Here is a 23,575-nt window from a genome sequence, read left to right on the forward strand (position 1 = left end):
AGGAGGCCGGAAACCGCGCCGGGCCGTCCGCCCCGGTCAGGCCAGCTGCCGCCGCACCAGCTCGTGCAGCCGGCCCCCCGTGTCGGCCAGCAGCTCGGCCGGCGGTCCCTGCTGGGCCACCCTGCCGTCCTCCATCACGATCACGCGGTCGGCGTCCAGCACCGTGGACAGGCGGTGCGCGATGACGACGCGGGAGGCGTTGAGGGCCTTGGTGGACTCGATCACCGTGCGCTGCGTCTCGTTGTCCAGGGCGCTGGTCGCCTCGTCGAAGAAGAGGATGCGCGGCCGCCGGATCAGCGCCTGCGCGATCATCAGCCGCTGCCGCTGACCGCCCGAGACGGCGCCGCTGCCCGACACGATCGTGTGCAGGCCCATCGGCATCCGCTTGATGTCCTCGGCGAGGCCGGCCATCTCGGCCGCCGCCATCGCCTCCTCCGGCGTGTAGGCCTCGGTGCCGCAGATGACGTCCAGGATCGAACCGGTGAAGGGCTGGGCGTGCTGGAGCACCACCCCGCACTGCCGGCGCACCGCCGACCGGTCCAGTGCGGCGAGGTCCTGCCCGTCGTACAGGACGCTGCCCGACAGCGGCCGGTCGAAGCCGATCAGCAGCCTGAGCAGGGTCGACTTGCCGCAGCCACTGGGACCGACGACCGCCACGAACTCGCCCGGCCGCACCTCGAAGGACACGTCGTCCAGGACCAGCGGCCCGTCGTCGGTGTACCGGAACGACAGCCGCCGCGCCTCGATCGCCCCGGACAGCGGGCCCGGCCGGGTGCTGGCCGTGCGTACCTCCGGCGTGGCGTCCAGGACCGGCCTGATCTCCTCGAAGAGCGGCAGCGCGGCCACCGCCGACACGAAGGCGCCGGTCACCTGCGTGACCGAGGTGAGCAGCATCGTCACCGACGCGTTGAAGGTGAGGAACTCGGCCGCGGACATCGAACCGCGTGCCGGACCGGCCAGCAGCATGAACATCAGCAGCGTGCACAGCGGCAGGTACACCGCGCCGAGCACCGCGTTGAGGTTCTTGACCCGCCCCGCCCGCTGCTGTAGCTCACGACTGCGCGCGAACTGCTCGGCCCACGCCGCGTAGGCGTAGTTCTCCGCCGCCGCCACCCGCAGCTTGGGCAGACCGCGCAAAGTCTGGAAGGCCTGGTTGTTCAGCTTGTTGGTGAGCTTGACCAGCCGCCGCTGCCAGCGCACCTGCCAGAGGCCGAGCCCGAGGAAGACGGCGGCGACGACCACCAGCATGCCGATCGCCGCGAGCGCCATCGGCACGCTGTACCAGAGCAGCAGCCCCAGGTTCATCGCCCCGACGGTCACCGACTGCGCCACGGTCGGGCCCACCCCGGCCAGCAGCCGGCGGATGGCGCTGATGCCCATGGCGGCGCTCGCCAGCTCACCCGTGGAGCGCTCGGTGAAGAACGTCGTCGGCAGCCGCAGCAGCCGGTCCCACACGGCCGGCTGGAGAGTCGCCTCGATGCGGCCCTCCAACCGCAGGATGGTGAGGTTCTGCAGGAGCATGAAGGCCGCCGCGACGACACTGCTCAGCATCACCGCGAGACAGACCTGCACGATCAGCCCGGTCTGCGCCTTCGGCACGAACTCGCCGAGCACCTTGCCGGTGGCGATCGGCACCAGCGCGCCGATCGCCACCGTCACCAGCCCACCGAGCAGCAGGGCGGTCAGATCACCTCGGGTGCCCTGGAGGCAGAACCGCAGCAGCCGCAGGGGGCTGAGCCGGCGTTCGGGCAGCGGCCGGTAGAACATCACCGCGCGGGGCTCGAACTCCTCCGCGTTCGCCCTCTCGACCGGCGTCTCCCGGCCGGTGGCCGGATGGACGGCCACATAGCCGCCGCGCCGCCACAGCAGCGCCACCGGCGCGCCGGACAGCGCCCGGTGGCCGACGAGCGGTCCGACGTCGTCCCGCCACCACCGGCCCTCCAGCCTGACGGTCCGGGTGCGCAGGCGCGAGGCGACGGCGACCCGCTCCACCGGATCGATCCGGTCGCTGCCGGTGTCGCTCCGCGCGGGCTCGGCGAGCGGGATGCCGGCGGCACGGGCGACCAGCTCGCAGGCCGCGTACGTGGCGTCGGCGTCGGCGGCCGTGGCGCGCTGCCCCGATGGCTTGCCGATGGAGGCCAGCAACGTCCGGTCGGCCCGGGCGCGCACCGCCTCGCCGGCCTTGATGCCGGCCGCCGTGCGGGTCTCGTGGGTGCGCTCCAGCTGTTCGATCCAGCGGTCCAGCGTGGTCAGCAGCCGGTACTGCTGGTCGACCATGCTCTGCCACAGCGCCGGGTCCATCAGCAGGTCGGCGGTGGCCTCGTCGCCGTACACCGCGCCGTACTGCACGCTGCCCGGCGGGACCTGCATCCAGAACACGTCGTCGTCCGAGGGCGCCGCGGTCCGCTCGTCGGCCATCGGCGCCTGGAAGAGGACGGTCAGGCCGCGGCCCACCCCGAGGGCGAGGGCGTACTCCAGCGGGCTCGTCGTCGGCGGAACGTACTGGGGGTTGCCGTACTCGTCGTACGACCACGTCTGCGTGTGCGCCGGCTGGTACAGCTCGCGCAGGCCGATGCGGTGCACCACGCAGTCCCGCAGCGGACGCGCGACCAGGGTGTGCTGGGGTCCGGTGACCGGCCCGAGCAGCACCGAGCCCGCCTCCAGGCGGCCCAGGTGGTGCCAGTGCCCCTGCTGCCCGGCGTCCACCGCGAACAGGTCCACCGCGCCGGACGCCACCAGCCACAGCACCTGCGGACCCTCCAGGTCGAGGCGGCCGAACCCGGCGCAGTCGACGCGGGTGCCCAGCGAGCCGAGCGCCCCGAGGACGACGTCGCCCTGTCCTTCGTGCACCGCTGTCATCTCACCGCTCCCTGACCAGCGCCGCGTACGCGCCGCCGTGCGCCACCAGCTCTTCGTGCCGTCCGCGTTCCACGACCGTGCCGTGGGCCAGGACGACGATCTCGTCGCTGTCCCGCACGGTGCTCAGCCGGTGCGCGATCACCACGCAGGCGCAGCCGCGCCGCCGCAGGTTGTCCATGACCACCTGCTCGGTCTCCGCGTCGAGCGCGCTGGTCACCTCGTCGAGGACGAGGATGCTGGGCCGGCGCACCAGGGCCCGCGCGATCTCCAGGCGCTGGCGCTGCCCGCCGGAGAAGTTCCGGCCGTCCTGCTCGACCCGGCTGTGGATGCCGCCCGGACGGCGCGTCACCACGTCGTACAGGGCGGCGTCCCGGAGCGCGTCCACGACGGCGTCGTCCGGGACCGACGGGTCCCACAGTGCCACGTTGTCGCGGACGGACCCCTCGAAGAGGAACACGTCCTGGTCGACGAAGGAGACGGAGGACGCCAGGGCCCCGCGCGGGATGTCCTCGATGCGCTGCCCGTCGACGCGGATCACCCCGTCCCACGGGGCGTAGAGCCCCGAGATCAGCCGGGAGACCGTCGACTTGCCGCTGCCCGAACCGCCGACGAGGGCCACCTGCTGCCCCGGCCCGACGGTCAGGTCAAAACCGCTGAGGAGGGGCTTGTCCAGGGGGCTGTAGCCGAAGGAGATGTTCTGCAGTTCGACATGGCCGTGCAGCCGGCGTGTCGAGTCGACCCCGCCGGGCCGGTCGTAGAGCGGGTCCGTGCGGAAGTTCTCCACGTCCTTCAGCCGGGCCACGTCGGCCGCGAAGTCCTGGATGCGGCCCGCGACGCCGTTCAGCCGGGTCAGCGGGGCGGTGAAGCGGACCACCAGCGCCTGGAAGGCGACCAGCAGACCCACCGAGATGTGCCCCTCCACGGCGCGCAGGCCACCGATCCACAGGATCAGCGCGCTGTTGAGCGTCGCGAGCGTCGGCGCGACCACGCCCAGCCAGGCGCTCGGCACGCCGAGCCGCTGCTGTTCCTCCAGCGTGGTGGCGTGCTGCCCCGCCCACTTGCGGAAGTAGCCGTCCTCGCCGCCGGTCGCCTTCATCGTCTCGATCAGCTGGAGGCCGGTGTACGCGGTGTTGGTCAGCCGCGCCGTGTCCGCCCGCAGCTTCGCCGTACGGGTCGCGCGCAGCCGGATGACGATCCGCATGGCGAGGATGTTGAGCAGGGCCACGCCGATGCCCACGAAGGTGAGTTGCGGGTCGTACGTGTAGAGCAGTACGGCGTACAGCACGACGACGATCGCGTCGACGCCCGCGGCGGCTAGGTCGCGGGCCAGTGTCTCGGCGACCGCGTCGTTGGACTGGAGGCGCTGCACCAGGTCGGCGGGGCTGCGCTGGGAGAAGAAGGTCACCGGCAGCCGCAGCAGGTGGCGCAGGAAGCGGGCGCTGGAGAGGGTGGAGGAGATGATGCGGCCGTGCAGCAGATTGGCCTGCTGGAGCCAGGTCAGCACCACGGTGAGGAGCACGCAGGCGGCCATCGACGTGAAGAGCACGCCCAGCAGCGAGGTCTGCCCCCCGATCAGGAACATGTCGATGTAGGTGCGGCTGAGCGCGGGCACCGCGGCGCCCACCGCCACCAGCAGCAGGCTCGCCAGCACGGCTGCGGGCAGGGTGCCCGCGGTGCCGCGCAGCCGGGCCGGCATCGCGCCGAGCACGCCGGGCCTGCGCCCGCCCCGGGTGAAGTCCTCGCCGGGTTCCATGGTCAGGACGACGCCGGTGAAGCTGGTGTCGAAGTCCTCCAGGGTGACGAAGCGGCGGCCCTTGCCCGGGTCGTTGATGAACACCCCGCGGCGGCCGAACCGCCGGCCCACGCCGTCGTAGACGACGTAGTGGTTGAACTCCCAGAAGAGGATGGCCGGGGCCGTCACCTCGGTGAGGGCGGCCAGGTCCATCTGCATGCCCTTGGCGGTGAAGCCGTAACCGCGCGCCGCCTTCAGCAGGTTGCTCGCGCGCGAACCGTCGCGCGAGACGCCGCAGGCGATGCGCAGCTCCTCCAGCGGGACGTGCCGGCCGTAGTGGCCGAGCACCATGGCGAGGGAGGCCGCGCCGCACTCCACGGCCTCCATCTGGAGCACGGTCGGGGTGCGTACGGTCCTGGTCCGGCCGCTCTTGGGTACCTTGCGCTTCGGCGGGACGGCGCGGCGTCTGCCCCGGGTCTCCTGTGCGGTGGTCACGGCAGCAGCCAATCGAGGGGACGCTCGTCGGCCAGCCGGACGGAGCCCGAGGCCATGGTCATGGAGGTCAGTCCGAAGGGCGGTCCGTCCGCGGACGACCACGCGTAGCCGCTTCGGGTGGACTTCGAGGTGGTCAGCCGGACCGTCACGGCCACCGGCCTGCCCTCCTTGGTGAACTGCTCGCCGAGCTGGCTGTCGCCGAGGAAGGCGGAGATGGTCTGCGCCGACTGGGCCGAGCGGTCCACGGACTGCACCTTCCCGTGCAGTACGCCGTACTGCTGGGCGGGGACGGACTGGACGGTCAGGTCGACGGAGGCGTGTGCGGGGATGGCGGCGGCCTTCTCGGCGGGGACGTAGACGGTGGCGTAGAGCGGGTCGTCGGCGTGGGCGACCTTCTCGACCGAGGCGACGTTCGCACCGGTCCCGATGATCTGGCCGACGGTGGCGGCGAGCGCGCTGACCCGGCCGGCGTCGACGGTGCGGACGACGCTCTCGCCCTCGGCGGTGCGGACCTTCAGCACGGGGGAGTCGGCGGGCAACCGCTCGCCCTGACGCGCGAGGACCGCGGTGACCTGGCCGGACACCGGGCTCTGGAGAAGGTAACTGCCCTGTCCGTGGGTGAGGATCGCGGACGCCTCGACGGTGGAGGTCACCGAGCCGCCCACCGCCCACACACACGCGGCGGCCATCGCGACGAGGGTGACGGACAGCACCACCCAGCCCTGCGGGCGGGCGAAGCGCACCGGGAGGTCGAGCTCCTCCGGTGACTGGAGTTTGGCGAGGGCCTGTTGGCGGAACTGCACGTCGGACGTATCCCAGGGTTTTCCGGCGAAGCCACGGAACCGACCGTGGACGGAGCCACGGAGGCGAGCGTGGACGGAGCCACGGAGGCGAGCGTGGACGGAGCCACGGAGCGAGCCGTGGCAGGTGCCGCGGAAGCCGTGGAGGAACGGCCGAAGAGCCCCGGAGCCTGGGTGGCTCCGGGACTCAGCGGCACAGAGGCGCGATCAGAGACCGGCGACCAGGTTGGTGACCGGGGCCGTGTTGAGGCCGGTGACGCCCTCGACGGTGCCGATCGCGGTGTTGAGCAGGCCCGAGACCGGGGCGATGCCGTCCACCAGGCCGGTGACGGTGCCGACGGCGTTCACGGACAGACCGCCGGAGACGTTGTCGAGCTCGGCGTCGGAGATCTCGACGGTCTCAACCTGGGGGGTGGAGTTCATGGGGGAACTTCCCTTCGTATAGCCAATTCACAAGGGGGGAGCGGCCCCCCTCTGGGGACAGATGACGGCCGCGACCGCGGGCGCCGGGCGCCCTTTTCCGGAGCCCTCCGCGGCCCCCGCGGTGCGATGGATCAAAGCACGCGGCCGGTCCGCGGTTCCACTCCATCACCCCCTCCCACCAGGGCACTTGCGAGGCTTGGGCAACCATCCGTGCAGGGGCTCTCACGCCTTGGCGGCCACTTCTTCACACGGCCCGCGACATCGACCCCCGCGAGCCCTTGCCCGCGGGCGGTGAATCCGGCACTTCGGTCCCGGGGGCGCGGAGGGCGCGGTGCGCTTGTGCAGATCCCCCAGTGGGGGTGACCGGGTTGGGCATTCGATGTGCAGATTCGCTGAAGCCAGGATTCCGCTCCCGATCGCGACGGAACGTCGCCGACCAGTCACGGACCGTGCTGTTCCGGCGCATTTGAACGGCCCGTCGGGCCCGTGCGTACCAACAGCCATCCAGGCGCTCCCCCGACAGCTGCCGGACCGGCGGCACGGACCCCGTCCCAGGAGGTCGAGAAGGTTGAGTCACAAGCGAATTCCGAAGCGCAGGGCCGCGATCGCGGCAGGCGGCGTGGTGGCGCTCGGCGCGGCCGCCGTCCTGCTGCCGCACGCCAACGCCTCGCAGGACGAGGGGTCCGCCGGCGGCACGGCGGCGCCGAGGACCCTCAAGGCGGCGGACGCGTCGGATCTCGCCTCACAACTCGCCGGCCTGCTCGGCGACGCCTTCGCCGGCTCCTACTACGACGCCGGCGAGCAGCAGCTCGTCGTCAACGTCGTGCCCGGCGACGACAACCAGGTCATCGTGGAGGCGAAGAAGGCGGGCGCCGACGTCCGCGAGGTCGACAACAGCATGGGCGAGCTGCGCGGTGGCGCGCGGACCCTGACGTCCGAGGCGAGCGTCCCGGGCACCGCGTGGGCGATCGACCCGCGCACCAACAGGATCCTGGTCACCGCCGACAGCACGGTCACCGGCGCCGAGTGGGACCGGCTGGAGGCCACGGTCGACGGCCTCGGACCCGGCATGGCGACCATCCGGAAGTCCGCCGGCACCTTCAAGACCTTCGCCTCGGGCGGGGACGCCATCTTCGGCGGCGGCGCGCGCTGCTCCCTCGGCTTCAACGTCACCGCGGGCGACGGCGCGCCCGCCTTCCTGACGGCCGGTCACTGCGGAGTCGCGGACGACCAGTGGTCCGACGCGCAGGGCGGACAGCCGATCGCCACCGTCGACCAGGCGGTCTTCCCCGGCGAGGGCGACTTCGCGCTCGTGCGGTACGACGACCCGGCGACCGAGGCACCGAGCGAGGTGAACCTCGGCGACCAGACCGTCCCGATCAGCCGGGCCGCGGAGGCGACGGTCGGTCAGCAGGTCTTCCGCATGGGCAGTACGACCGGACTGGCCGACGGCCAGGTCCTCGGCCTGGACGCCACCGTCAACTACCCGGAGGGCACGGTGACCGGCCTCATCCAGACCGACGTGTGCGCCGAACCGGGCGACAGTGGCGGCTCCCTGTTCACCCAGGACGGTCTCGCGATCGGACTGACCTCCGGCGGCAGCGGTGACTGCGCCGTCGGCGGCGAGACCTTCTTCCAGCCGGTCACCACCGCCCTGGAGGCGGTCGGCGCCACCCTGGGCGGTGACGCGCCCGGCGACGCGGGCGAGCAGGCGGGCGGCGAGGCCGGCGCGGAAGAGGGCGGCGGGGCCGGTGACGCCGTCGGCGGTGGCGACCAGGCCGACGACGGACAGGCCGGTGGCGCCGGAGCCGGTGGTGACGCCGGTGCGGGCGCGGGCGACGTCGGTGACGGCACGGGCGCCGGCCACGAGGACGGGCCCGGATCGACGGGCTGACGGCCCGAGGGGCTGACGGGTGGACGGTCCGACGGGCTGACGGTCCGACGGGCTGACGGTCCGAGGGGCTGACGGGCTCCCGGTCCGAAGGGCTGACGGTCCGGCGGGCTCACCGTCCGACGGGATCACCGTCCGGCGCGCTCACCTGTTCGGCGGGCTGACGGCCCGCCGCCGAGCGCCTCGGGACGTGGGGCGATTCACCCGCCCCGGCCGGCTCCTCGAGGGCCGGCCGGTGGTGGGCGGTCCGCTCCTCCGGCGGGAGGGGCGGACCGCCGCCCGCCGCCGGAAGCACCCCCGTCCCGTCCCGGCCGAGACCCGCACCCCCGACGGCCCTCCATGCGCCCCCGCCTCAGCCCCGCGCCCGGAGCAGCATCAGGGCGATGTCGTCGAGGCGTTCCTCCGCTCCGGCCACATCGCGCACCAGGTGGTCGGCGAGCGCGTCCAGCGGCAGGCCGCCGGCGCCCGCCAGGCGGTGCCCCAGGTCGGCCAGGGCGTCCTCGAAATCCGTGCCGGGGGACTCCACCAGGCCGTCCGTGTACAGGACCAGCAGGGAGCCGGGCGCCAGGTCGATCTCCGTGCACGGATACGCGGCCGAGGGGTCGATGCCGAGCAGGGGCCCGCCGGCGACGTCCAGCACCTCCACCCGCCCGTCCGGACGGCGCAGCAGCGGCGGCGGATGTCCCGCGCGGGCCAGCGTCGCCCGGCCGCGGGCCGCGTCGAGCCGCAGGTACAGACAGCTGGCGAACAGCTCGGTGCCCAGGTCGATCAGCAGCCGGTTGGTGCTGCTCACGACCTCCTCGGGTGCCTGGCCGACGGCCGTGTACGCGCGGACCGCGGTACGCACCTGGCCCATCAGCCCGGCCGCCGTCACGTTGTGCCCCTGGACGTCCCCGATCACCGCCACCGGCCTGCCCCCGGCCGGCACCAGGTCGTAGAAGTCGCCGCCGATGTCCATGCCCCGGGTGGCCGGCAGATAGCGGGCCGCGGCCTCGACACCGGGCAGGGCGGGCAGCGAGTGCGGCAGCAGGGCGTCCTGCAACCCGTGCGCCAGGCGGTACTTGGCGTCGTAGACCAGGGCGCGGTCCAGGGCCTGCGCGACCAGCCCGGCCAGGCTGGTCAGGATCGCCCGCTCCTCCGTGGTGAAGGAGTGCGGTCGCGCGTAGGCGAGGACACAGGTGCCCACCGGCCGACCGGAGGCGATCAGCGGCAGGAACGCCCAGGCCGCGAACCCGTCGTGGGTGCCCCGTCGCGCCGGGTACAGACGCTCCAGCTGCTCCCAGGACTCGAAGAACGCGGGCACCCCCGTCCGCAGGACCTGCGCCCCCGGGATCGCCTCGGTGAGCGGGGTCCCGTCGAAGCGTTCCGCGGCGTGCGGGTCCGGATAGCCGCGGTGCCCGAGGACGTGCAGCCGCCCGGCCCGCGAGCCGAGGACGACCAGGCCCTGGCTGCCCACGGTCGGCGCGATCTCGTCGGCGATCAACTGCACCACGTCCCGCACCCCCACCGCCTCGGACAGCGCGCCGGTGAGGCTGACCACCTGGGAGATCGTCACGAGCCGGGGCGGGGCGGCCCCCTCCGGCACCGCCCCGGCCGGCCCCGGCCGCGACACCCCCCGGGCCCGGCTGATCCGCACGCTGAGTCCGGTCCGGGTCGGATAGAGGCGGAACGAGAGCCAGTCGCCGGGCGGACGCAGCGCGACGAAGGAGGTGGTGTGCTGACTGAGCAGCGCGGCCCGGTACCGGTCCTCGTACACCGGGTCGTTGAGCCACGGCACCGACGTCCACAGCTGGGTGCCGATCAACTGCCCGACCGGTACGCCCATGAGGTCGGCGGCGGCCGGGTTGGCGAACCCCACCCGGCCGTGCAGGTCCAGGGAGCACAACCCGTACGGCAGCCGCCCCACCATCCGCACGGCCTCCAGCGAACCCAGCGTGCCGGGCGCGCCGCCGACCACCGGGGCGGCCAGCAGATCGGGCTCCGGGTGCACGGGCACGCTCGCCGCGGCCGCCCGCTCCAGCCGCACCGCGAGCCGCTCGCAGGCCGCGGTCAGCTGCCGGCGCTCCTGCTCGGACAGCTCCGTGGGACGGGCGCCGGGCCAGGTCAGGAACACCGCACCGTACGCCGCGGACTCGGTCGCGACGGGCAGCGCGATCATGGCGAACGGATAGGGCAGGACCACCGCGACCCGGGGGTAGCGCCGCGCCATCTCCTCCTCGTCGCCGACCCAGACCGTCCGCCGCTCACGCACCGCGTCCGCCACGGGCACCGGCGCGTGCAGCGTCACCCGTTCCCAGGGCGCCGCGAAGGCCCTCGGCAGGCCCGCCATGACCGCCATCTCCAGCACCGGCGGATCGGCGCCGAGCAGGTAGACCGCGCCGGAGTGCGCGTGGACGGCCTCCATCATCGAGGCCAGCGCGAGGGACAGCACCGGATGGCCGCCCGGCGCGCTCTCGGCGCCGGGCGCCGCGGCGGAGGGCTGATCGTCGGCCACGCCGACCACCTCCTCGCACGCCCGGGCACGGCAACCCCCGGATTCAAATCTCCTCCCCGCGGGCCCGCCGCGCACGGCGAGCACGGCCCCGGCACGTCCCGGCGCGTGCGGCCGACCCCGGTGCCCGCCCTCCCTCGCGTCCCGCGGGGCGCCCGGAAGGCCCCTCCGTGCCCCGATCCTCCGGTTTCCCGCGCACAGGGGCTGCGCCGATGTCCCACAAGCGCTGTAATGGCGGCGTGGTCGGTGAGGGCGCTGGGGAACGCGGATCGAGGAGGCTGCGTGCCGAGGGTGCCCTGAGGGCGATCGCCTCCGGCCCGGACAGCGGCGAGCGGCTGCGCCGCGTCCTGGAACAGGCACTGGTCTTCGCCGGTGCCTCCTTCGCCGCCCTCTACACGCCCGGCGGCAACCGCGAGCTGCTGTGCCTGGCCGAGTCGGCCGGCGTGCCCCGGACCCTGTACGGCGTACGCGACGGCTACCCCGCGGCCGGGGGCTCCCCGGTCGCGGACGCCCACCGCGGCGGCACACCCGTGTGGCTCGGCCCCGAGGAGTTCGCCGGATCGGCCGAGTCGCGCCACGTGCCGTCGAGCGGCTTCTCCCTCGCCGCCCTTCCCGTGCACGGGAACGACGGCGGCTGCCTGCTCGCCCTGACCGAACGCCCGGACGGTTTCGACGCCGAGGACCGGGCCTGCCTGGAACTGGTCGCCGGCGCCGTCCCCTGCCCCGCCCCGGCCGCGGCCCCCGAGGGCGGGGAGCTGCGGCCCGGGGCCTTCACCCTCGCCATGGACACCGGCCGGGTCGAGGTCGGCGACGACATCCTGCGCCTGTTCGGCCTCGCGCCCGGCGAGTTCGACGGCAAGGTCGAGACGCTGCTCGCCCTGACCGTGCCCGAGGACCTGCCCTCGCTGATGTCGGTGACGGAGGCCGACCACCTGTCCATCGGCGAACGCGAGCTGGAGTTCCGGGTGCTCCGGCCCACCGGCCCGCCGAGATGGCTGAGGCTCAGCGGACGCCTGCTGCCCCAGGGAGAGGGCCGCCCGGCCCGTCTCGCCGGTACCGTCGTCGACGCCTCCACCCTGCGCCCCGACGTGACCGACGTGGCCCGGGTCCAGCGGCTGGCCGCCGCGCTGGCCACCGCGGGCACCGTCCGCGACGTCAGCCAGGCCGTGGTCGCCGCGCTGCGCAGACCGCTGCGCGCCGACCGGATCGCGCTGGCCGAGCTGGAGAACGACCGGCTCGTCGTCACCGTCCTCGACCCGCCCGAGCCCGAGTCCTGGCCCGAGCTGTGGCGGCTGGAATGGCGCACCGAGTGGCCCGACGCGCCGGTACGGGCCATGCCCACCCTCGCCGCCGCGCTGCGCGAGGGCCGCGCCCGGATCTGGCCCGCAGGCACCGGCGAGCTGGAGCCGGCCCTCGCCGACGTCGGCCCCGGGGGCCTGGCCGTACTGCCGCTGCCCGCCGGCGGCCGGATGGCCGGCGCCTGTCTGATCGGCTGGGACACCCCGCACGACTTCGGCCCCGACGAACGCGCCCTGCTCACCGCGTCCGCCGGCCTCGCCGGGCAGGCCCTGATGCGCGCCCACGCCTTCGACGCCGAGCACGAACTGGTCGGCATGCTCCAGCGCCAGCTGCTGCCGCGCCGCCTGCCGAAGCTGCCCGGCGCGGTCGCCGTCGCCCGCTACCTGCCCAGCACGGCCGGACTGGAGCTGGGCGGCGACTGGTACGACGTGATCCCGCTGCCCGACCACCACGTCGCCCTCGTCATCGGCGACGTCCAGGGGCACAGCGCCGCCGCGGCCACCCTCATGGGCCAGATGCGGACCGCCCTGCGCGCCTACGCCGTCGAGGGCCACCCGCCGGACGTGGTGGTCTCCCACGCCAACCGGCTGCTCATGGACATGGAGACCGACCTCTTCGCCACCTGCGTCTACGTCGACCTCGACATGGAGGAGGGCTCGGCCTGGTGCGTCCGGGCCGGACACCCCCCGCCGGTGCTGCGCCACTCCGACGGCACGACGGAGATCGCGGAGACGGAGGGCGGCCCGCCGCTGGGCGTGGTGACCCAGGCCGACTTCCCGATGAGCCCGCTGCGGCTGCGGCCCGGCACGCTGATCGCCCTCACCACGGACGGTCTCGTGGAGTCCGCCGACGCCGACATCGACGAGGGCATGGACCGTTTCGCGCACGCCCTGGCCGGTTCCGATCCCGTCCACCTCGGGCTGGTCGCCGACGCCCTGCTCGGCAACGCCCGCCGCAGCGACGACGTCGCCCTGCTGCTGGTGCGCTACGACGGCATGGCGGTGCGCCCCCTGCGGGAGAGCTGGTCGGTGTGGCGGCTGCCCGAGGCGGTGCGGCACGCCCGCCGCTTCACCCGGCGCGTCCTGCGCTCCTGGGGCGTGCCGGACGACGACATCGACGGCGTGCTCCTCGTCGTCTCCGAACTCGTCACCAACGCCCTCGTGCACACCGACGGCCAGGTCCGTCTCGATCTGACCCTGATCAACGGCAGGCTGCGCGTCGCGGTCGCCGACGCCTCGCCCCGTACGCCCGCCAAACCGACCAGCATCGGCTGGGAGGCCACCGGGGGGCGGGGCATCCTCCTCGTCGAGGCGATGTCGGCGACCTGGGGGACGCTGCCGGTCAGCGGGGGCAAGCAGGTGTGGAGCGAGATCCCCGTGCGCCGGGCTCCCGCCGAGGGGGCGCCCCCAGGGGCACCTGAGACCGGTGTTTCCCCGGGGCACACCCGGGGACCCGCAGGGTGACGGTCCTCCTGGACGCAGACCGGACACAGAAGGAAGATGATGCACCCATGACCACCGAAACCGGCGACAAACCCGTTGTCCGCCGTCTGGAGACGGGGTGGTCGGCGGCCCGGCGCCTCAGAGGCCGGGGCGCGGTACGCACCTGGATACCGGCCGTCGAGGACGACGGCTCGACTCGCGCACCGCGGCCGGGACAGGAGTCGAACATCGTCAGGGGCGAGGACTGACTCCGCCCCGGGGGCGGTAGCATCCGCCCGGCGCGCCGGCCGGCAGGCCGGCGCGGTGCGCGTCCGGGCCGTTCACGGCCCACCGCGACGCAACGCACGCGACTGAGGGCCACCGAGCGACGCGGGCGGCCCACCGCGGATCAGTGGTGCGTCTTGGCCAGCAGCTCCAGGATCTCGTCCGTGGTGCCGGTCTCGCCGAGGCGCGGGAAGATCCGCTCGACGCTGTTCCGGTGCGCTTCGGCGTCCATGTCGCTCATGGCGTCGGTGGCGAGGGTGACGTGGTAGCCGTGTTCGTGCGCGGCGCGGGCGGTCGACTCCACACCGATGCTGGTGGCGATGCCGGTGAGCACGATCTGGGTGACGCCGCGGCGGCGCAGCCGGACGTCGAGCCCGGTGCCGTGGAAGGCGCCCCAGTTGCGCTTGGTGACGGTGAGGTCGCCGGGGTGACCGGCGAGTTCGTCGACGACGACGTCCCAGCCCTCGGGCCGGGGGCCGCCCGCCCCACCGGCCTCCGTACGGCCGGGCACGGCGTCCGCCCCGTCGGCGGCGAAGGAGACCCGTACCAGGACCACGGGCAGGTCCCGGGCGCGGAACGCCTCGGCCAGCCGGGCGCTGCGGGCCACGACCTCGGCACTGCCGTACGGGGCGGTGGGCGCGGCGACGATGCCGGCCTGGAGGTCGATCACGACGAGGGCGGTGCGGGGGTCGAGGGAGGTGACTGCCATGAGGTGGTGCCTTTCAGGTGGATCGAGAAGCGCCGGGATCCGGCCGGGTGAGCCGGTCCAGCAGGGCGAGCGCTCGCAGGACCGTGTCCCGTTCCTCCGCGGTGCACCGGTCCTGGAAGGCCCGGGCCAGCCACTCCTCACGTACCTGCCGGTCGCCTTCCATGCGGGCGCGGCCGGCCTCGGTGAGGGTGACCAGCTGCCGGCGGCCGTCCGCGGGATCGGGGCTGCGGCGGATCAGACCGTGCCGGTCCAGGGCGACCAGCGTGGCCGCCATCGACTGCGGGCGCACCCCCTCGGCGGACGCCAGCGCACTGGCGGTCGCCGCGCCGTGCTTGCCGACCAGGGTGAGCGCCGACACCTGGGGAGGCGTGAGGTCCTCGTCCCGGGCGACCTCCCGGATGCGGCGCCGCAGCCTGCTGAAGACCACGCGCAGTTCGTGCGCGGCACGGGCGGCGGTGTCGGAGACGTCCTCCCCGGTACCGGCGGCACCGGGCCCGGGACCGCCTCCGGCGGCATGCGCGTCCATGCCCCCATCCTAAAACCGACAGGTAAGACTGTCCAGTTCGGGCTGTGCAGTTCTGCCTGGCCATCGCCCGCGGAGGCCACCGGCATCCGGCCGCCCGTAGGCTGGAGGCGTGCGCCTGCTGCTCATGTCCGACACCCACCTGCCGAAGCGGGCCAAGGAGCTGCCCGAGAGGCTGCTGGCGGAGATCCCGCGCGCCGACGTCGTCGTGCACGCGGGGGACTGGGTCGACACCGAGACCCTCGACCTGCTGGAGAGCCGCAGCAGTCGACTCGTCGGCGTGTACGGCAACAACGACGGCCCGGACCTGCGGTCCCGGCTGCCCGAGGTGGCCCGGGCCGAACTCGGGGGCCTGCGTCTCGGCGTCGTCCACGAGACCGGCGCCGCCCAGGGCCGCGAGGCACGCTGCGCCGCCCGCTTCCCGGACCTCGACGTCCTGGTCTTCGGGCACAGCCACATCCCCTGGGACACCACCGCCGGAACCGGTCTGCGCCTGCTCAACCCGGGGTCGCCGACCGACCGGCGACGGCAGCCGTACTGCACCTACATGACGGCCGGGGTCACCGGCGGCAGGCTCCGGGACGTCGAACTGCACCGGCTGCCGAGACGGTAGGCCCCGGCCCCCGGCTACTCGTCCCAGGCCTGGATGGTGGTCTGCTCCACGATCTCGCCGTCCCGCAGCGACAGCATCGACTCCGCGAGCACCCGCACGCCGTCCGGGTACGTGCACTCCTCGGTGAAGGCGACCTGGTCGCCCTGGACGACGCACCGCGCCAGTCGGTGCGTCATGTCGCGGGTGTAGACGTCGTCGAGCATCTCGGCGATCTCGTCCCGGCCGCGCAGCACCTTGGGGCGGCTGGGCTGGTCGTACCGGTCGACGACGCGCACCTCGGCGTCCCTCGCGTAGAGCGACACCAAGGGGGCCGCCGTGTCTCCCTCGATGCCCCGGCGCAGGGCTTCGACGTCGAAACCGGAGCGTGCGTGGGTACCCATGACGTCCTCCTCCGCAGTCCGGCCCGCCCGCGGAGGGACGGGCCGCCGAGCCCCCTCCTTCGAGCCTCCTCCGTCCGGGCTCCCGCGGCAACGCGGCCGGGCCACTGGTCCTGACGGGTGAGCGGGACCACCCGCCCGTGTCCGCCGCCCGCCCGCCCGCGTTGCACCGGGCATGATCTCAACACGACGTATCGTCGCCGCTGTCGGGCTCGCCGCCGGTGTGACCGGCCTCGCCGCGCCCATGGCGAGCGCGGCCGACGGGGGCGCGCCGGGCGCCGGCAAACTCAGCGTGCTGAAGACGCTGGACTCGCTCGCGGTGAGCGACGTGCCCGCCGAGGACCGGGCCGAGCTGCCGCGGCCCTCCCAGCAGCTGCACCGGCTCCAGGACCTCAACCAGCTCCAGCAGGTCACCGGCCTGGTCTCCCCGGTCTTCGGCGTCGTCCCCGCCCTGGGCTGACGACCGGACCGCATCCGCCGTCGAGGGCCGCCCGGCAACGGGCGGCCCTCGCACGTGTGCGACGGCGGGCGCGTGCCGGCTGCCTCGGCACCGACGTGCCCACGCCCCGGCGGCGCCCCTCGCCGACCGGTTGCGCGTAGGGTCGGAGGGAACGTGGAACGGCCGAAGAAGGGGTTCACAGACCATGGCGCAGGAAGTACGCGGCGTGATCGCACCGGGCAAGGACGAACCGGTGCGGATCGAGACGATCGTCGTGCCCGACCCCGGCCCGGGCGAGGCCGTGGTCAGTATCCAGGCCTGCGGGGTGTGCCACACCGACCTGCACTACAAACAGGGCGGCATCAGCGACGAGTTCCCCTTCCTGCTCGGACACGAGGCGGCGGGCGTCGTGGAGTCGGTCGGCGCGGGCGTCACCGACGTGGCCCCCGGCGACTTCGTCATCCTCAACTGGCGTGCCGTGTGCGGGAAATGCCGGGCCTGTCTGCGCGGTCGGCCCTGGTACTGCTTCGACACCCACAACGCCGGGCAGAAGATGACCCTCGCCTCGACCGGCCAGGAACTCTCCCCGGCCCTCGGCATCGGCGCCTTCGCCGAGAAGACGCTGGTCGCCGCCGGGCAGTGCACCAAGGTCGACCCGGGCGTCCCGGCACAGGTGGCCGGCCTGCTGGGCTGCGGGGTGATGGCCGGCATCGGCGCCGCCATCAACACCGGGAACGTCGGCCGTGGCGACACGGTCGCCGTCATCGGCTGCGGCGGCGTCGGCGACGCGGCGATCGCCGGTTCCCACCTGGCCGGGGCCGCGAAGGTCATCGCCGTGGACATCGACGACCGCAAGCTGGAGACCGCCCGGGGCATGGGCGCCACCCACACCGTCAACTCGCGCGAGACCGACCCCGTCGAGGCGATCCGCGAACTGACCGGCGGCTTCGGCGCCGACGTCGTCATCGAGGCGGTCGGCCGCCCGGAGACCTACCGGCAGGCCTTCTACGCCCGCGACCTGGCCGGCACCGTCGTCCTGGTCGGCGTACCCACCCCCGAGATGAAGCTGGAACTGCCCCTGCTCGACGTCTTCGGACGGGGCGGGTCGCTGAAGTCGTCCTGGTACGGGGACTGCCTGCCCTCACGGGACTTCCCGATGCTCGTCGACCTCCATCTCCAGGGCCGCCTGGACCTGGACAAGTTCGTCACCGAGACGATCCGGCTCGACGAGGTGGAGCAGGCCTTCGAGCGGATGCACGCCGGTGACGTGCTGCGTTCGGTGGTGGTGCTGTGATGGTTGCCCGCATCGAACGCCTCGTCACCTCCGGACAGTTCCGCCTCGACGGCGGGACCTGGGACGTGGACAACAACGTCTGGCTCGTCGGCGACGACCACGAGGTGATCGTCATCGACGCCGCCCACGACGCCGACGCCATCGCGGAGGCCGTCGGGGACCGGCGGCTCACCGCCATCGTGTGCACCCACGCCCACAACGACCACGTCAACGCCGCGCCCGCCCTGGCCGAGCGCACCGGCGCCACCGTCTGGCTGCACCGGGACGACCTGCCGCTGTGGCGGCAGACCCACCCCGACCGGGACCCCGACGCCTGGCTCTCCGACGAGCAGGTCATCGAGGCCGCCGGTGCCGACCTCACCGTCCTGCACACCCCCGGGCACGCTCCCGGCGCGGTCTGCCTGTACGACCCGGGCCTGGGCGCCGTGTTCACCGGCGACACCCTCTTCCAGGGCGGCCCCGGCGCCACCGGACGCTCGTACTCCGACTTCCCGACCATCATCGACTCGATCCGCGACCGGCTGCTCGTGCTCCCGCCCGCGACCAAGGTCCTCACCGGCCACGGCGACCCGACCAGCGTGGGCGCCGAGGCACCGCACCTGGAGGAGTGGATCGCCCGCGGGCACTGATCCACCCCATGGGGACGGGGGAGCCCGGCGAGCGGTCCGCGGTAAGCACGGGACACGCGTAAAAGGTGACAGAAGTTGTCCGGTTTCCACGGCACTCTCGATCACGAGACCGCTCATGCGGGCACGTGAACGAGGAGAAACGGGAGGCCGGACATGTCACGGTCACTGGAAGGCAAGATCGCACTCGTCGCCGGGGCGACCCGGGGCGCCGGACGCGGCATCGCCGTCGAACTGGGCGCGGCCGGCGCCACCGTCTACGTCACCGGCCGCAGCACCCGCGCCCGGCGCTCGGAGTACGACCGCCCCGAGACCATCGAGGACACCGCCGACCTGGTCACCGAGGCCGGTGGGCACGGCATCGCCGTGCCCACCGACCACCTCGATCCCACGCAGGTCGCCGTGCTCGTCGACCGCATCGCCCGCGAGCAGAACCGCCTCGACATCCTGGTCAACGACATCTGGGGCGGCGAGAACCTCTTCGCGTGGGACAGCCCCGTCTGGGAGCACGATCTCGACGACGGGCTCAGACTCCTGCGGCTGGCGGTGGAGACCCACGCCGTCACCAGCCACCACGCGCTGCCGCTGCTGCTGCGCCACCCCGGCGGGCTGGTCGTCGAGGTCACCGACGGCACCGACGACTACAACCGCGACCACTACCGTGTCTCCTTCTTCTACGACCTCGCCAAGACGTCCGTCCTGCGCATGGCCTTCGCCCTCGGCCACGAACTCGGACCACGCGGTGCCACGGCCGTCGCGCTGACCCCCGGCTGGCTGCGCTCGGAGATGATGCTCGACCACTTCGGCGTGCGCGAGGACAACTGGCGCGACGCCCTCGACCGTGTCCCGCACTTCGCCATCTCCGAGACGCCCCGGTACGTCGGCCGTGCCGTCACGGCCCTCGCCGCCGACCCGGACGTGGCGCGCCACAACGCCCGGTCCCTCTCCAGCGGCGCTCTCGCCCAGGAGTACGGGTTCACCGACCTCGACGGCAGCCGTCCGGACGCCTGGCGCTATCTCGTCGAGGTCCAGGACGCCGACAAGCCGGCCGACGTCACCGGTTACCGCTGACGGGCGGCAGCGGCCACCGGGCCGGATGACCCGGCGGCAGGGCCAGATCCTGGCGCACGGCCGTGTAGTACCCCTCGCGTCCGGCGCGCTGCCGCTCCAGCAGCGTCTGCCAGGCGCCCGGGTCGTGCGTCTCCTCGCGCAGGAAGCGCTCCATCTCCAGCACCGTCACGACCCAGGCCCGCGCCTTCTCCACCACCTCCGCACTGCCCAGCAGGAGCAGCGCCTCGCCGGCGGGGTCCCGGGCGATCGTGGCCTCGGCCTGCGCCGGCGCGGCCTCCTGCGGAGACAGGGGGTGCGGGTGGGGGTCGTTGCCGAAGTGGGCGGCGACCCGGTACGTCAGCGTGACGGACGTCTTCAGCGTCCGCGCGTAGTCGGCGTAGACGGCGAGCCGCCGCTCCTCCCAGCGTGCCGCGGTCTCCCGGCGGAACCGGGCCCCGTCGCTGCGGACCACGGCGAGGTACGAACCGAGCGCGCCGACGACGACGCCGAGGAGAGCCGGGAGTTGCTGGAGGAACGCGGACATGGACGCACCGTACTGCCCGACCGGCGCGGCAGTACGGTCGGGCCCATGACGGAGACACGGCGTTTCACGGACCACGGGGTACTCGTCACGGGCGCGGCCCGCGGGATCGGCGCGGCCACCGCACGCCGGCTCGCCGCCGAGGGGGCCCGGGTGCTGCTGACCGACGTCGACCCGGACGCGGCGCGGCGGACGGCGGGGGAGCTGGCGGAACAGGGTTACACCGCGGAGGCGTTCGCCTGCGACGTCGGTGACCGGGCGTCCGTCGAGGCGGCCGTGGCCCACGCCGTGGCCACCTTCGGCACCCTGGACGTGCTGGTCAACAACGCCTACGCGTGCACGCCCGACGCCCCGCTCTTCGAGGACGGACCGGACGAGGCCTGGGCCCGCGACCTCGACATCACCCTCACCGGCGCCTACCGCTGCTGCCGGGCGGCGCTCCCGCACCTGGCGGCCTCGGGGCGCGGCGCGATCGTGAGCATCGGCTCGGTCAACGGCGTCCAGGACTTCGGCAACCACGCCTACAGCGCGGCCAAGGCCGGTCTCGCCTCGCTGACCCGCACCCTCGCCGGGCACGCCGCACCGCGCGGCGTCCGCGTCAACCTCGTGACGCCGGGCACCGTGCGCACCACGGCCTGGGAGGGCCGGGACGAGGACCTGGCGGCGGTCCGCCGGCTGTACCCGCTGGGCCGGGTCGGCGAACCCGAGGACATCGCCGCGGCCGTCGCCTTCCTCGCCTCGCGCGACGCGGCCTGGGTCACCGGCACCACGCTGGTCGTCGACGGCGGTCTGACCGCCGTCAACACCGGGTTCCGGCAGGCGGTCCGGGAGTGGCACGACACGGACTGAAACGAGCCCGCCGCGCCCCCGCGCCCGGTCGTCTTTGTCACCGTTTCGTCGCGACGTGGCCGTGGTGGGCAACCGAGAGGGCCGGATGGCGGTCTAGCAGTCGGGAATCGCACCACGGGCGACCTTCCGCCCACTTCCGACGCTTCGACGCGAAAGGCTGACCGCCATGGGGGACATACGCAGACGGGGTGCCGTCGCACTCGGGGTCACCGCGCTGGTGGCGCCGCTCACACTCGTCCTGGGCGCCGCGCCGGCCCAGGCGGCGAGCTGCACCACGCAGACCGGCCCGTACCAGAAGAAGGTGGAGAAGTTCCTCGGCCGTCCGGTCGACGGCAAGCAGTCCACCGCCGACTGCAAGGCGATCCGCGCCTTCCAGACCAAGCACGGCATCACGCCGAACATCGGCTACGCGGGTCCCGTCACCTGGGGCGTGATGGACCTGATGCAGAAGCAGAAGGCGGTCGGCAAGACCCCCAACAAGTCGGGCAAGTGCCCGGTGAACAAGGGCCGCATCGCCTGTGTGGACCTCACCCTCCAGCTGAGCTGGGTCCAGGACGGCAAGAAGCTCGTGTACGGGCCGGTGCCGGTCCGCACCGGGCGCAACGGCCACGAGACCCGCACGGGGCTCAAGAAGGTCTACTGGCGCAACATCGACCACCACTCGACCATCTACGACGTGCCGATGCCCTACAGCCAGTTCTTCGACGGGGGCCAGGCCTTCCACTCGGCCGGCGTCAGCATGTGGAACCCGCCGGGGTCCCACGGCTGCGTCAACATGACGAAGACCGACGCCAAGAAGTACTGGTCGCTGCTGAAGAAGGGCGACGACGTCTTCGTGTACGGCCGCAAGCCGGGCACCTGACGGACGGGGCGCCCGGCCCGCGCCGCCGTGTCGCGGCGGGATCCCGGGCGCCCCGGTGACGCGGATCACCCGCTTCCCGTGCAGGCGGCACGCGTGCGGGGAGCGGTGCGGATGTGAAGAAGAGCGCCGTGTGTGGTGGGACACAGTCTCCGGTAACGAACTCGTCGACAGGTCTTGACAGATGAGGTGATCGACGTGATCAGCGACACGGTCCCTAATGTCCGTTTGGGTCGCGATTACTCACATCGTCTTCACGCCCGGAGCCGTATGCTTCACAGCATGTCCACCACTGTTGAACCTTCCTCCGAGCGATCGGCTGCCGAGGTCAACGAGGAGATCCGGGCCCTGTGGCTCCGGTCGGGCGGGACACTGAGCGTCGAGCAGCGCGCGGAGTACCAGCGGCTCGTCCTGGAGTGGGCTGCCGCGGCCCCGGACCCGGTGCGGGCCGCCTGACCGGCGCCCGACACTCCTCGGCGCATCGGAACGCCGGCCCAGGGCCCCCACGGGGGCCCTCCTCATGACCACGGACGACGCCCGCCTCGCGCACCTGCCGCGGGGCGCCCGGTCCGTGGCGGCGCCCCGCGGTCGCGGTCGCCCGGCGGGTCACCCCCACGTCGCCGAGTAGTGCCGCCGGTAGGACTTGCGGTCCTGTTCCGCGCGGATCCACCGGGTGGCCACCAGGGCGACCACGCTGCCCGCCACGACGAGCAGCCCCGGACCGACGTTCCGGCGGTCGGTGAGCCGGGAGAGCAGGGTCGAGCCGTCGACACCCGTCACGGGCGCCGCGACTCCCGGTGCCGCGGCGCCCCCGCCGTTGCCGGTGGCGGCCGGTGACGAGGGCGCGGCCCCCGGCGCCGACCCCTCCCGCGGCGAGACGAGCAGCCGGACGCCGAGCGACGCCATGGCGCCCGGCAGCGGCTGGAAGAAGGTCGTTCCCCCGTTGTCGCAGTCGCCGCTGCCGCCCGACGTCACCCCGAGCGCGAGGCCCTCGGAGAACATCGGCCCCCCGCTGTCCCCGGGTTCGGCGCACACGTCGGTCTGGATGAGGCCGGTCACCGTGCCCTCCGGGTAGTTGACCGTCGCGTCGAGCGCGGTCACCCGGCCGTCGCGCAGCCCGCTGGTGCTGCCGCTGCGGAAGACGCGCTGCCCCACGGCCGGTTCACCCAGGCCCGTGATGCGTACGCCCTTCCCGCCGCCGACCGCCACCACGTCGGCGCCGTCGCCCGCCTTGCCGTTCGCGTACTCCACCAGGGAGAAGTCGTCCCCGGGGAAGCTCCCGGCGACCGTCCTGCCGACCTGACGGCCACCGCCGCCGTCACCGAACCAGACGGACCCCGTCGGCCCGCAGTGCCCGGCGGTGAGGATGAACTCGCTCCGCCCGTCGGTCACGTTGAACCCCGCCGAGCAGCGCCCCGCCGTGGAACGGATGGGCTCGGCGCCGTTCAGGCGCGTGGTGAACTCCCCCGCGGAGCGCTCCATGCGGACGAAGTCCCCGATGCCCTCGGCCACGCCCGTCAGGCGCGACCAGTCGGCGGCGGAGACCGTGCTGTCCCCCCGTACCACCACCTCGTTCGCCCGGTAGTCGAACGCCCAGGCCGTCCCGGGCACCCGCGGGGCCGCCCGCAGCGTGGCGGCCGCCGACGTCAGCTCGGACATGCTGTGCCGCACCACCTCCGGCTCGGCGCCGGCCCGCCGTACCTCCTCGGCCGTGCTCCCGTCGGTGACGGCGACGACCGGCCGGCCCTCGGCGTCGAGCCAGTGGCCCGCCGTCCGGGAGGCGCCCAGCCGTGACACGAGCCCGGCGCCCGTGCCGGACGCCGCCCGGACCGTCGTCTGCGGCACGGCGGACGGGCCGGGCGGTTCACTCGCGACGGCCCGGGTGACCATCGTCCCCCCGAGCAGGAGTCCTCCGACGGCCGCCAGCCGTGCCACTCGCCGGACGATGCGACGTCGTGCGTGCCTCATGCATGCGCTCCCGAACCCGACCACGCGGCGT

At 73.7% G+C, this 23,575-nt stretch carries 21 protein-coding genes; 11 read left to right on the forward strand and 10 right to left on the reverse strand.

Annotated elements, in window-relative coordinates; genetic code table 11:
• Positions 1–36: 36 nt before the first annotated feature.
• The 4 genes from AC07FV_RS07405 to AC07FV_RS07420 all read right to left on the reverse strand — a co-directional run bounded on the left by AC07FV_RS07405 (position 37) and on the right by AC07FV_RS07420 (position 6,309).
• Positions 37–2,859, reverse strand: a complete 2,823-nt coding sequence (locus tag AC07FV_RS07405; RefSeq protein ID WP_479085359.1) for an NHLP bacteriocin export ABC transporter permease/ATPase subunit — start codon at positions 2,857–2,859, stop codon at positions 37–39.
• 1 nt (position 2,860) lies between these two features.
• A complete protein-coding gene (locus AC07FV_RS07410) occupies positions 2,861–5,086 on the reverse strand; it encodes an NHLP family bacteriocin export ABC transporter peptidase/permease/ATPase subunit (protein ID WP_479085360.1) in 2,226 nt (741 codons plus the stop codon).
• Positions 5,083–5,889, reverse strand: a complete 807-nt coding sequence (locus AC07FV_RS07415) for a hypothetical protein (protein ID WP_479085362.1) — start codon at positions 5,887–5,889, stop codon at positions 5,083–5,085. Before AC07FV_RS07415 ends, AC07FV_RS07410 begins: the two co-directional genes overlap by 4 nt.
• Positions 5,890–6,093: 204 nt before the next feature.
• A complete protein-coding gene (locus AC07FV_RS07420) occupies positions 6,094–6,309 on the reverse strand; it encodes a type A2 lantipeptide (protein WP_311574573.1) in 216 nt (71 codons plus the stop codon).
• Positions 6,310–6,877: 568 nt separating this feature from the next.
• Between AC07FV_RS07420 and AC07FV_RS07425 the strand changes: the two genes are divergently transcribed.
• Positions 6,878–8,203 carry a S1 family peptidase gene (locus AC07FV_RS07425; RefSeq protein ID WP_479085363.1) on the forward strand — a complete coding sequence of 442 codons (1,326 nt, stop codon included), beginning with the start codon at positions 6,878–6,880 and terminating at the stop codon, positions 8,201–8,203.
• Between the two features lie 349 nt (positions 8,204–8,552).
• Here the strand turns inward: AC07FV_RS07425 and AC07FV_RS07430 are convergent, their stop codons facing one another.
• Positions 8,553–10,703 carry a SpoIIE family protein phosphatase gene (locus AC07FV_RS07430; protein WP_479085364.1) on the reverse strand — a complete coding sequence of 717 codons (2,151 nt, stop codon included), beginning with the start codon at positions 10,701–10,703 and terminating at the stop codon, positions 8,553–8,555.
• A 200-nt stretch (positions 10,704–10,903) separates the two neighbouring features.
• On the opposite strand from AC07FV_RS07430, the gene AC07FV_RS07435 reads away from it, so the two are divergent.
• Positions 10,904–13,453: a SpoIIE family protein phosphatase gene (locus AC07FV_RS07435; RefSeq protein ID WP_479085365.1), complete on the forward strand. Its 2,550-nt coding sequence runs from the start codon at positions 10,904–10,906 to the stop codon at positions 13,451–13,453.
• A gap of 47 nt (positions 13,454–13,500) precedes the next feature.
• Entirely contained in the window at positions 13,501–13,680 is a 180-nt protein-coding gene (locus AC07FV_RS07440; RefSeq protein WP_479085367.1) for a hypothetical protein, read from the forward strand.
• Between the two features lie 140 nt (positions 13,681–13,820).
• Here AC07FV_RS07440 and AC07FV_RS07445 read toward each other — a convergent pair whose 3' ends face one another.
• Together AC07FV_RS07445 and AC07FV_RS07450 are read right to left on the reverse strand one after the other, a co-directional pair.
• On the reverse strand, positions 13,821–14,405 hold the full coding sequence (locus AC07FV_RS07445; RefSeq protein WP_479085368.1) for a hydrolase: 585 nt from the start codon (positions 14,403–14,405) through the stop codon (positions 13,821–13,823).
• 13 nt (positions 14,406–14,418) lie between these two features.
• Entirely contained in the window at positions 14,419–14,931 is a 513-nt protein-coding gene (locus tag AC07FV_RS07450) for a MarR family winged helix-turn-helix transcriptional regulator (RefSeq protein WP_479085369.1), read from the reverse strand.
• A 109-nt stretch (positions 14,932–15,040) separates the two neighbouring features.
• Between AC07FV_RS07450 and AC07FV_RS07455 the strand changes: the two genes are divergently transcribed.
• Positions 15,041–15,541 (forward strand): metallophosphoesterase family protein, encoded by a 501-nt coding sequence (locus AC07FV_RS07455; protein ID WP_479085370.1) that lies wholly within the window; start codon positions 15,041–15,043, stop codon positions 15,539–15,541.
• A gap of 14 nt (positions 15,542–15,555) precedes the next feature.
• On the opposite strand, the gene AC07FV_RS07460 is transcribed toward AC07FV_RS07455, so the two are convergent.
• Positions 15,556–15,921: a nuclear transport factor 2 family protein gene (locus AC07FV_RS07460; protein WP_384697202.1), complete on the reverse strand. Its 366-nt coding sequence runs from the start codon at positions 15,919–15,921 to the stop codon at positions 15,556–15,558.
• A gap of 172 nt (positions 15,922–16,093) precedes the next feature.
• On the opposite strand from AC07FV_RS07460, the gene AC07FV_RS07465 reads away from it, so the two are divergent.
• From AC07FV_RS07465 to AC07FV_RS07480, 4 genes are all read left to right on the forward strand, one after another.
• Positions 16,094–16,378, forward strand: coding sequence for a hypothetical protein (locus AC07FV_RS07465; RefSeq protein ID WP_479085371.1), 285 nt, complete (start codon positions 16,094–16,096; stop codon positions 16,376–16,378).
• 184 nt (positions 16,379–16,562) lie between these two features.
• The gene (locus AC07FV_RS07470; RefSeq protein ID WP_479085372.1) at positions 16,563–17,651 is read left to right on the forward strand and encodes an S-(hydroxymethyl)mycothiol dehydrogenase; all 1,089 of its coding nucleotides are present in this window, start codon (positions 16,563–16,565) and stop codon (positions 17,649–17,651) included.
• Positions 17,651–18,280, forward strand: a complete 630-nt coding sequence (locus tag AC07FV_RS07475; protein WP_479085374.1) for an MBL fold metallo-hydrolase — start codon at positions 17,651–17,653, stop codon at positions 18,278–18,280. Before AC07FV_RS07470 ends, AC07FV_RS07475 begins: the two co-directional genes overlap by 1 nt.
• A 153-nt stretch (positions 18,281–18,433) precedes the next feature.
• Entirely contained in the window at positions 18,434–19,348 is a 915-nt protein-coding gene (locus AC07FV_RS07480) for an SDR family oxidoreductase (protein ID WP_479085376.1), read from the forward strand.
• On the opposite strand, the gene AC07FV_RS07485 is transcribed toward AC07FV_RS07480, so the two are convergent.
• Positions 19,332–19,871: a hypothetical protein gene (locus AC07FV_RS07485; RefSeq protein WP_479085377.1), complete on the reverse strand. Its 540-nt coding sequence runs from the start codon at positions 19,869–19,871 to the stop codon at positions 19,332–19,334. The genes AC07FV_RS07480 and AC07FV_RS07485 overlap by 17 nt on opposite strands.
• A 45-nt stretch (positions 19,872–19,916) precedes the next feature.
• Here AC07FV_RS07485 and AC07FV_RS07490 point away from each other — a divergent pair, with 45 nt between their 5' ends.
• The 3 genes from AC07FV_RS07490 to AC07FV_RS07500 all read left to right on the forward strand — a co-directional run bounded on the left by AC07FV_RS07490 (position 19,917) and on the right by AC07FV_RS07500 (position 22,032).
• Entirely contained in the window at positions 19,917–20,717 is an 801-nt protein-coding gene (locus AC07FV_RS07490; RefSeq protein ID WP_479085378.1) for an SDR family NAD(P)-dependent oxidoreductase, read from the forward strand.
• A 166-nt stretch (positions 20,718–20,883) separates the two neighbouring features.
• A complete protein-coding gene (locus AC07FV_RS07495) occupies positions 20,884–21,579 on the forward strand; it encodes a L,D-transpeptidase family protein (RefSeq protein ID WP_479085380.1) in 696 nt (231 codons plus the stop codon).
• 267 nt (positions 21,580–21,846) lie between these two features.
• A complete protein-coding gene (locus AC07FV_RS07500; RefSeq protein WP_053140922.1) occupies positions 21,847–22,032 on the forward strand; it encodes a hypothetical protein in 186 nt (61 codons plus the stop codon).
• 150 nt (positions 22,033–22,182) lie between these two features.
• Here the strand turns inward: AC07FV_RS07500 and AC07FV_RS07505 are convergent, their stop codons facing one another.
• Positions 22,183–23,544 (reverse strand): S1 family peptidase, encoded by a 1,362-nt coding sequence (locus tag AC07FV_RS07505; protein WP_479085381.1) that lies wholly within the window; start codon positions 23,542–23,544, stop codon positions 22,183–22,185.
• Between the last annotated feature and the right edge of the window lie 31 nt (positions 23,545–23,575).

The sequence above is a fragment of the Streptomyces sp. NPDC045956 genome, assembly GCF_056430705.1.

Bases quoted from the DNA above. Each gene is read 5' to 3' on its own strand.
- AC07FV_RS07485 (WP_479085377.1), bottom strand. From the start codon at position 19,871: ATGTCCGCGTTCCTCCAGCAACTCCCGGCTCTCCTCGGCGTCGTCGTC.
- AC07FV_RS07505 (WP_479085381.1), bottom strand. From the start codon at position 23,544: ATGAGGCACGCACGACGTCGCATCGTCCGGCGAGTGGCACGGCTGGCG.
- AC07FV_RS07405 (WP_479085359.1), bottom strand. From the start codon at position 2,859: ATGACAGCGGTGCACGAAGGACAGGGCGACGTCGTCCTCGGGGCGCTC.
- AC07FV_RS07450 (WP_479085369.1), bottom strand. From the start codon at position 14,931: ATGGACGCGCATGCCGCCGGAGGCGGTCCCGGGCCCGGTGCCGCCGGT.
- AC07FV_RS07470 (WP_479085372.1), top strand. From the start codon at position 16,563: ATGGCGCAGGAAGTACGCGGCGTGATCGCACCGGGCAAGGACGAACCG.
- AC07FV_RS07440 (WP_479085367.1), top strand. From the start codon at position 13,501: ATGACCACCGAAACCGGCGACAAACCCGTTGTCCGCCGTCTGGAGACG.
- AC07FV_RS07490 (WP_479085378.1), top strand. From the start codon at position 19,917: ATGACGGAGACACGGCGTTTCACGGACCACGGGGTACTCGTCACGGGC.
- AC07FV_RS07475 (WP_479085374.1), top strand. From the start codon at position 17,651: ATGGTTGCCCGCATCGAACGCCTCGTCACCTCCGGACAGTTCCGCCTC.
- AC07FV_RS07435 (WP_479085365.1), top strand. From the start codon at position 10,904: ATGTCCCACAAGCGCTGTAATGGCGGCGTGGTCGGTGAGGGCGCTGGG.
- AC07FV_RS07445 (WP_479085368.1), bottom strand. From the start codon at position 14,405: ATGGCAGTCACCTCCCTCGACCCCCGCACCGCCCTCGTCGTGATCGAC.
- AC07FV_RS07465 (WP_479085371.1), top strand. From the start codon at position 16,094: ATGATCTCAACACGACGTATCGTCGCCGCTGTCGGGCTCGCCGCCGGT.
- AC07FV_RS07460 (WP_384697202.1), bottom strand. From the start codon at position 15,921: ATGGGTACCCACGCACGCTCCGGTTTCGACGTCGAAGCCCTGCGCCGG.
- AC07FV_RS07480 (WP_479085376.1), top strand. From the start codon at position 18,434: ATGTCACGGTCACTGGAAGGCAAGATCGCACTCGTCGCCGGGGCGACC.
- AC07FV_RS07500 (WP_053140922.1), top strand. From the start codon at position 21,847: ATGCTTCACAGCATGTCCACCACTGTTGAACCTTCCTCCGAGCGATCG.
- AC07FV_RS07420 (WP_311574573.1), bottom strand. From the start codon at position 6,309: ATGAACTCCACCCCCCAGGTTGAGACCGTCGAGATCTCCGACGCCGAG.
- AC07FV_RS07495 (WP_479085380.1), top strand. From the start codon at position 20,884: ATGGGGGACATACGCAGACGGGGTGCCGTCGCACTCGGGGTCACCGCG.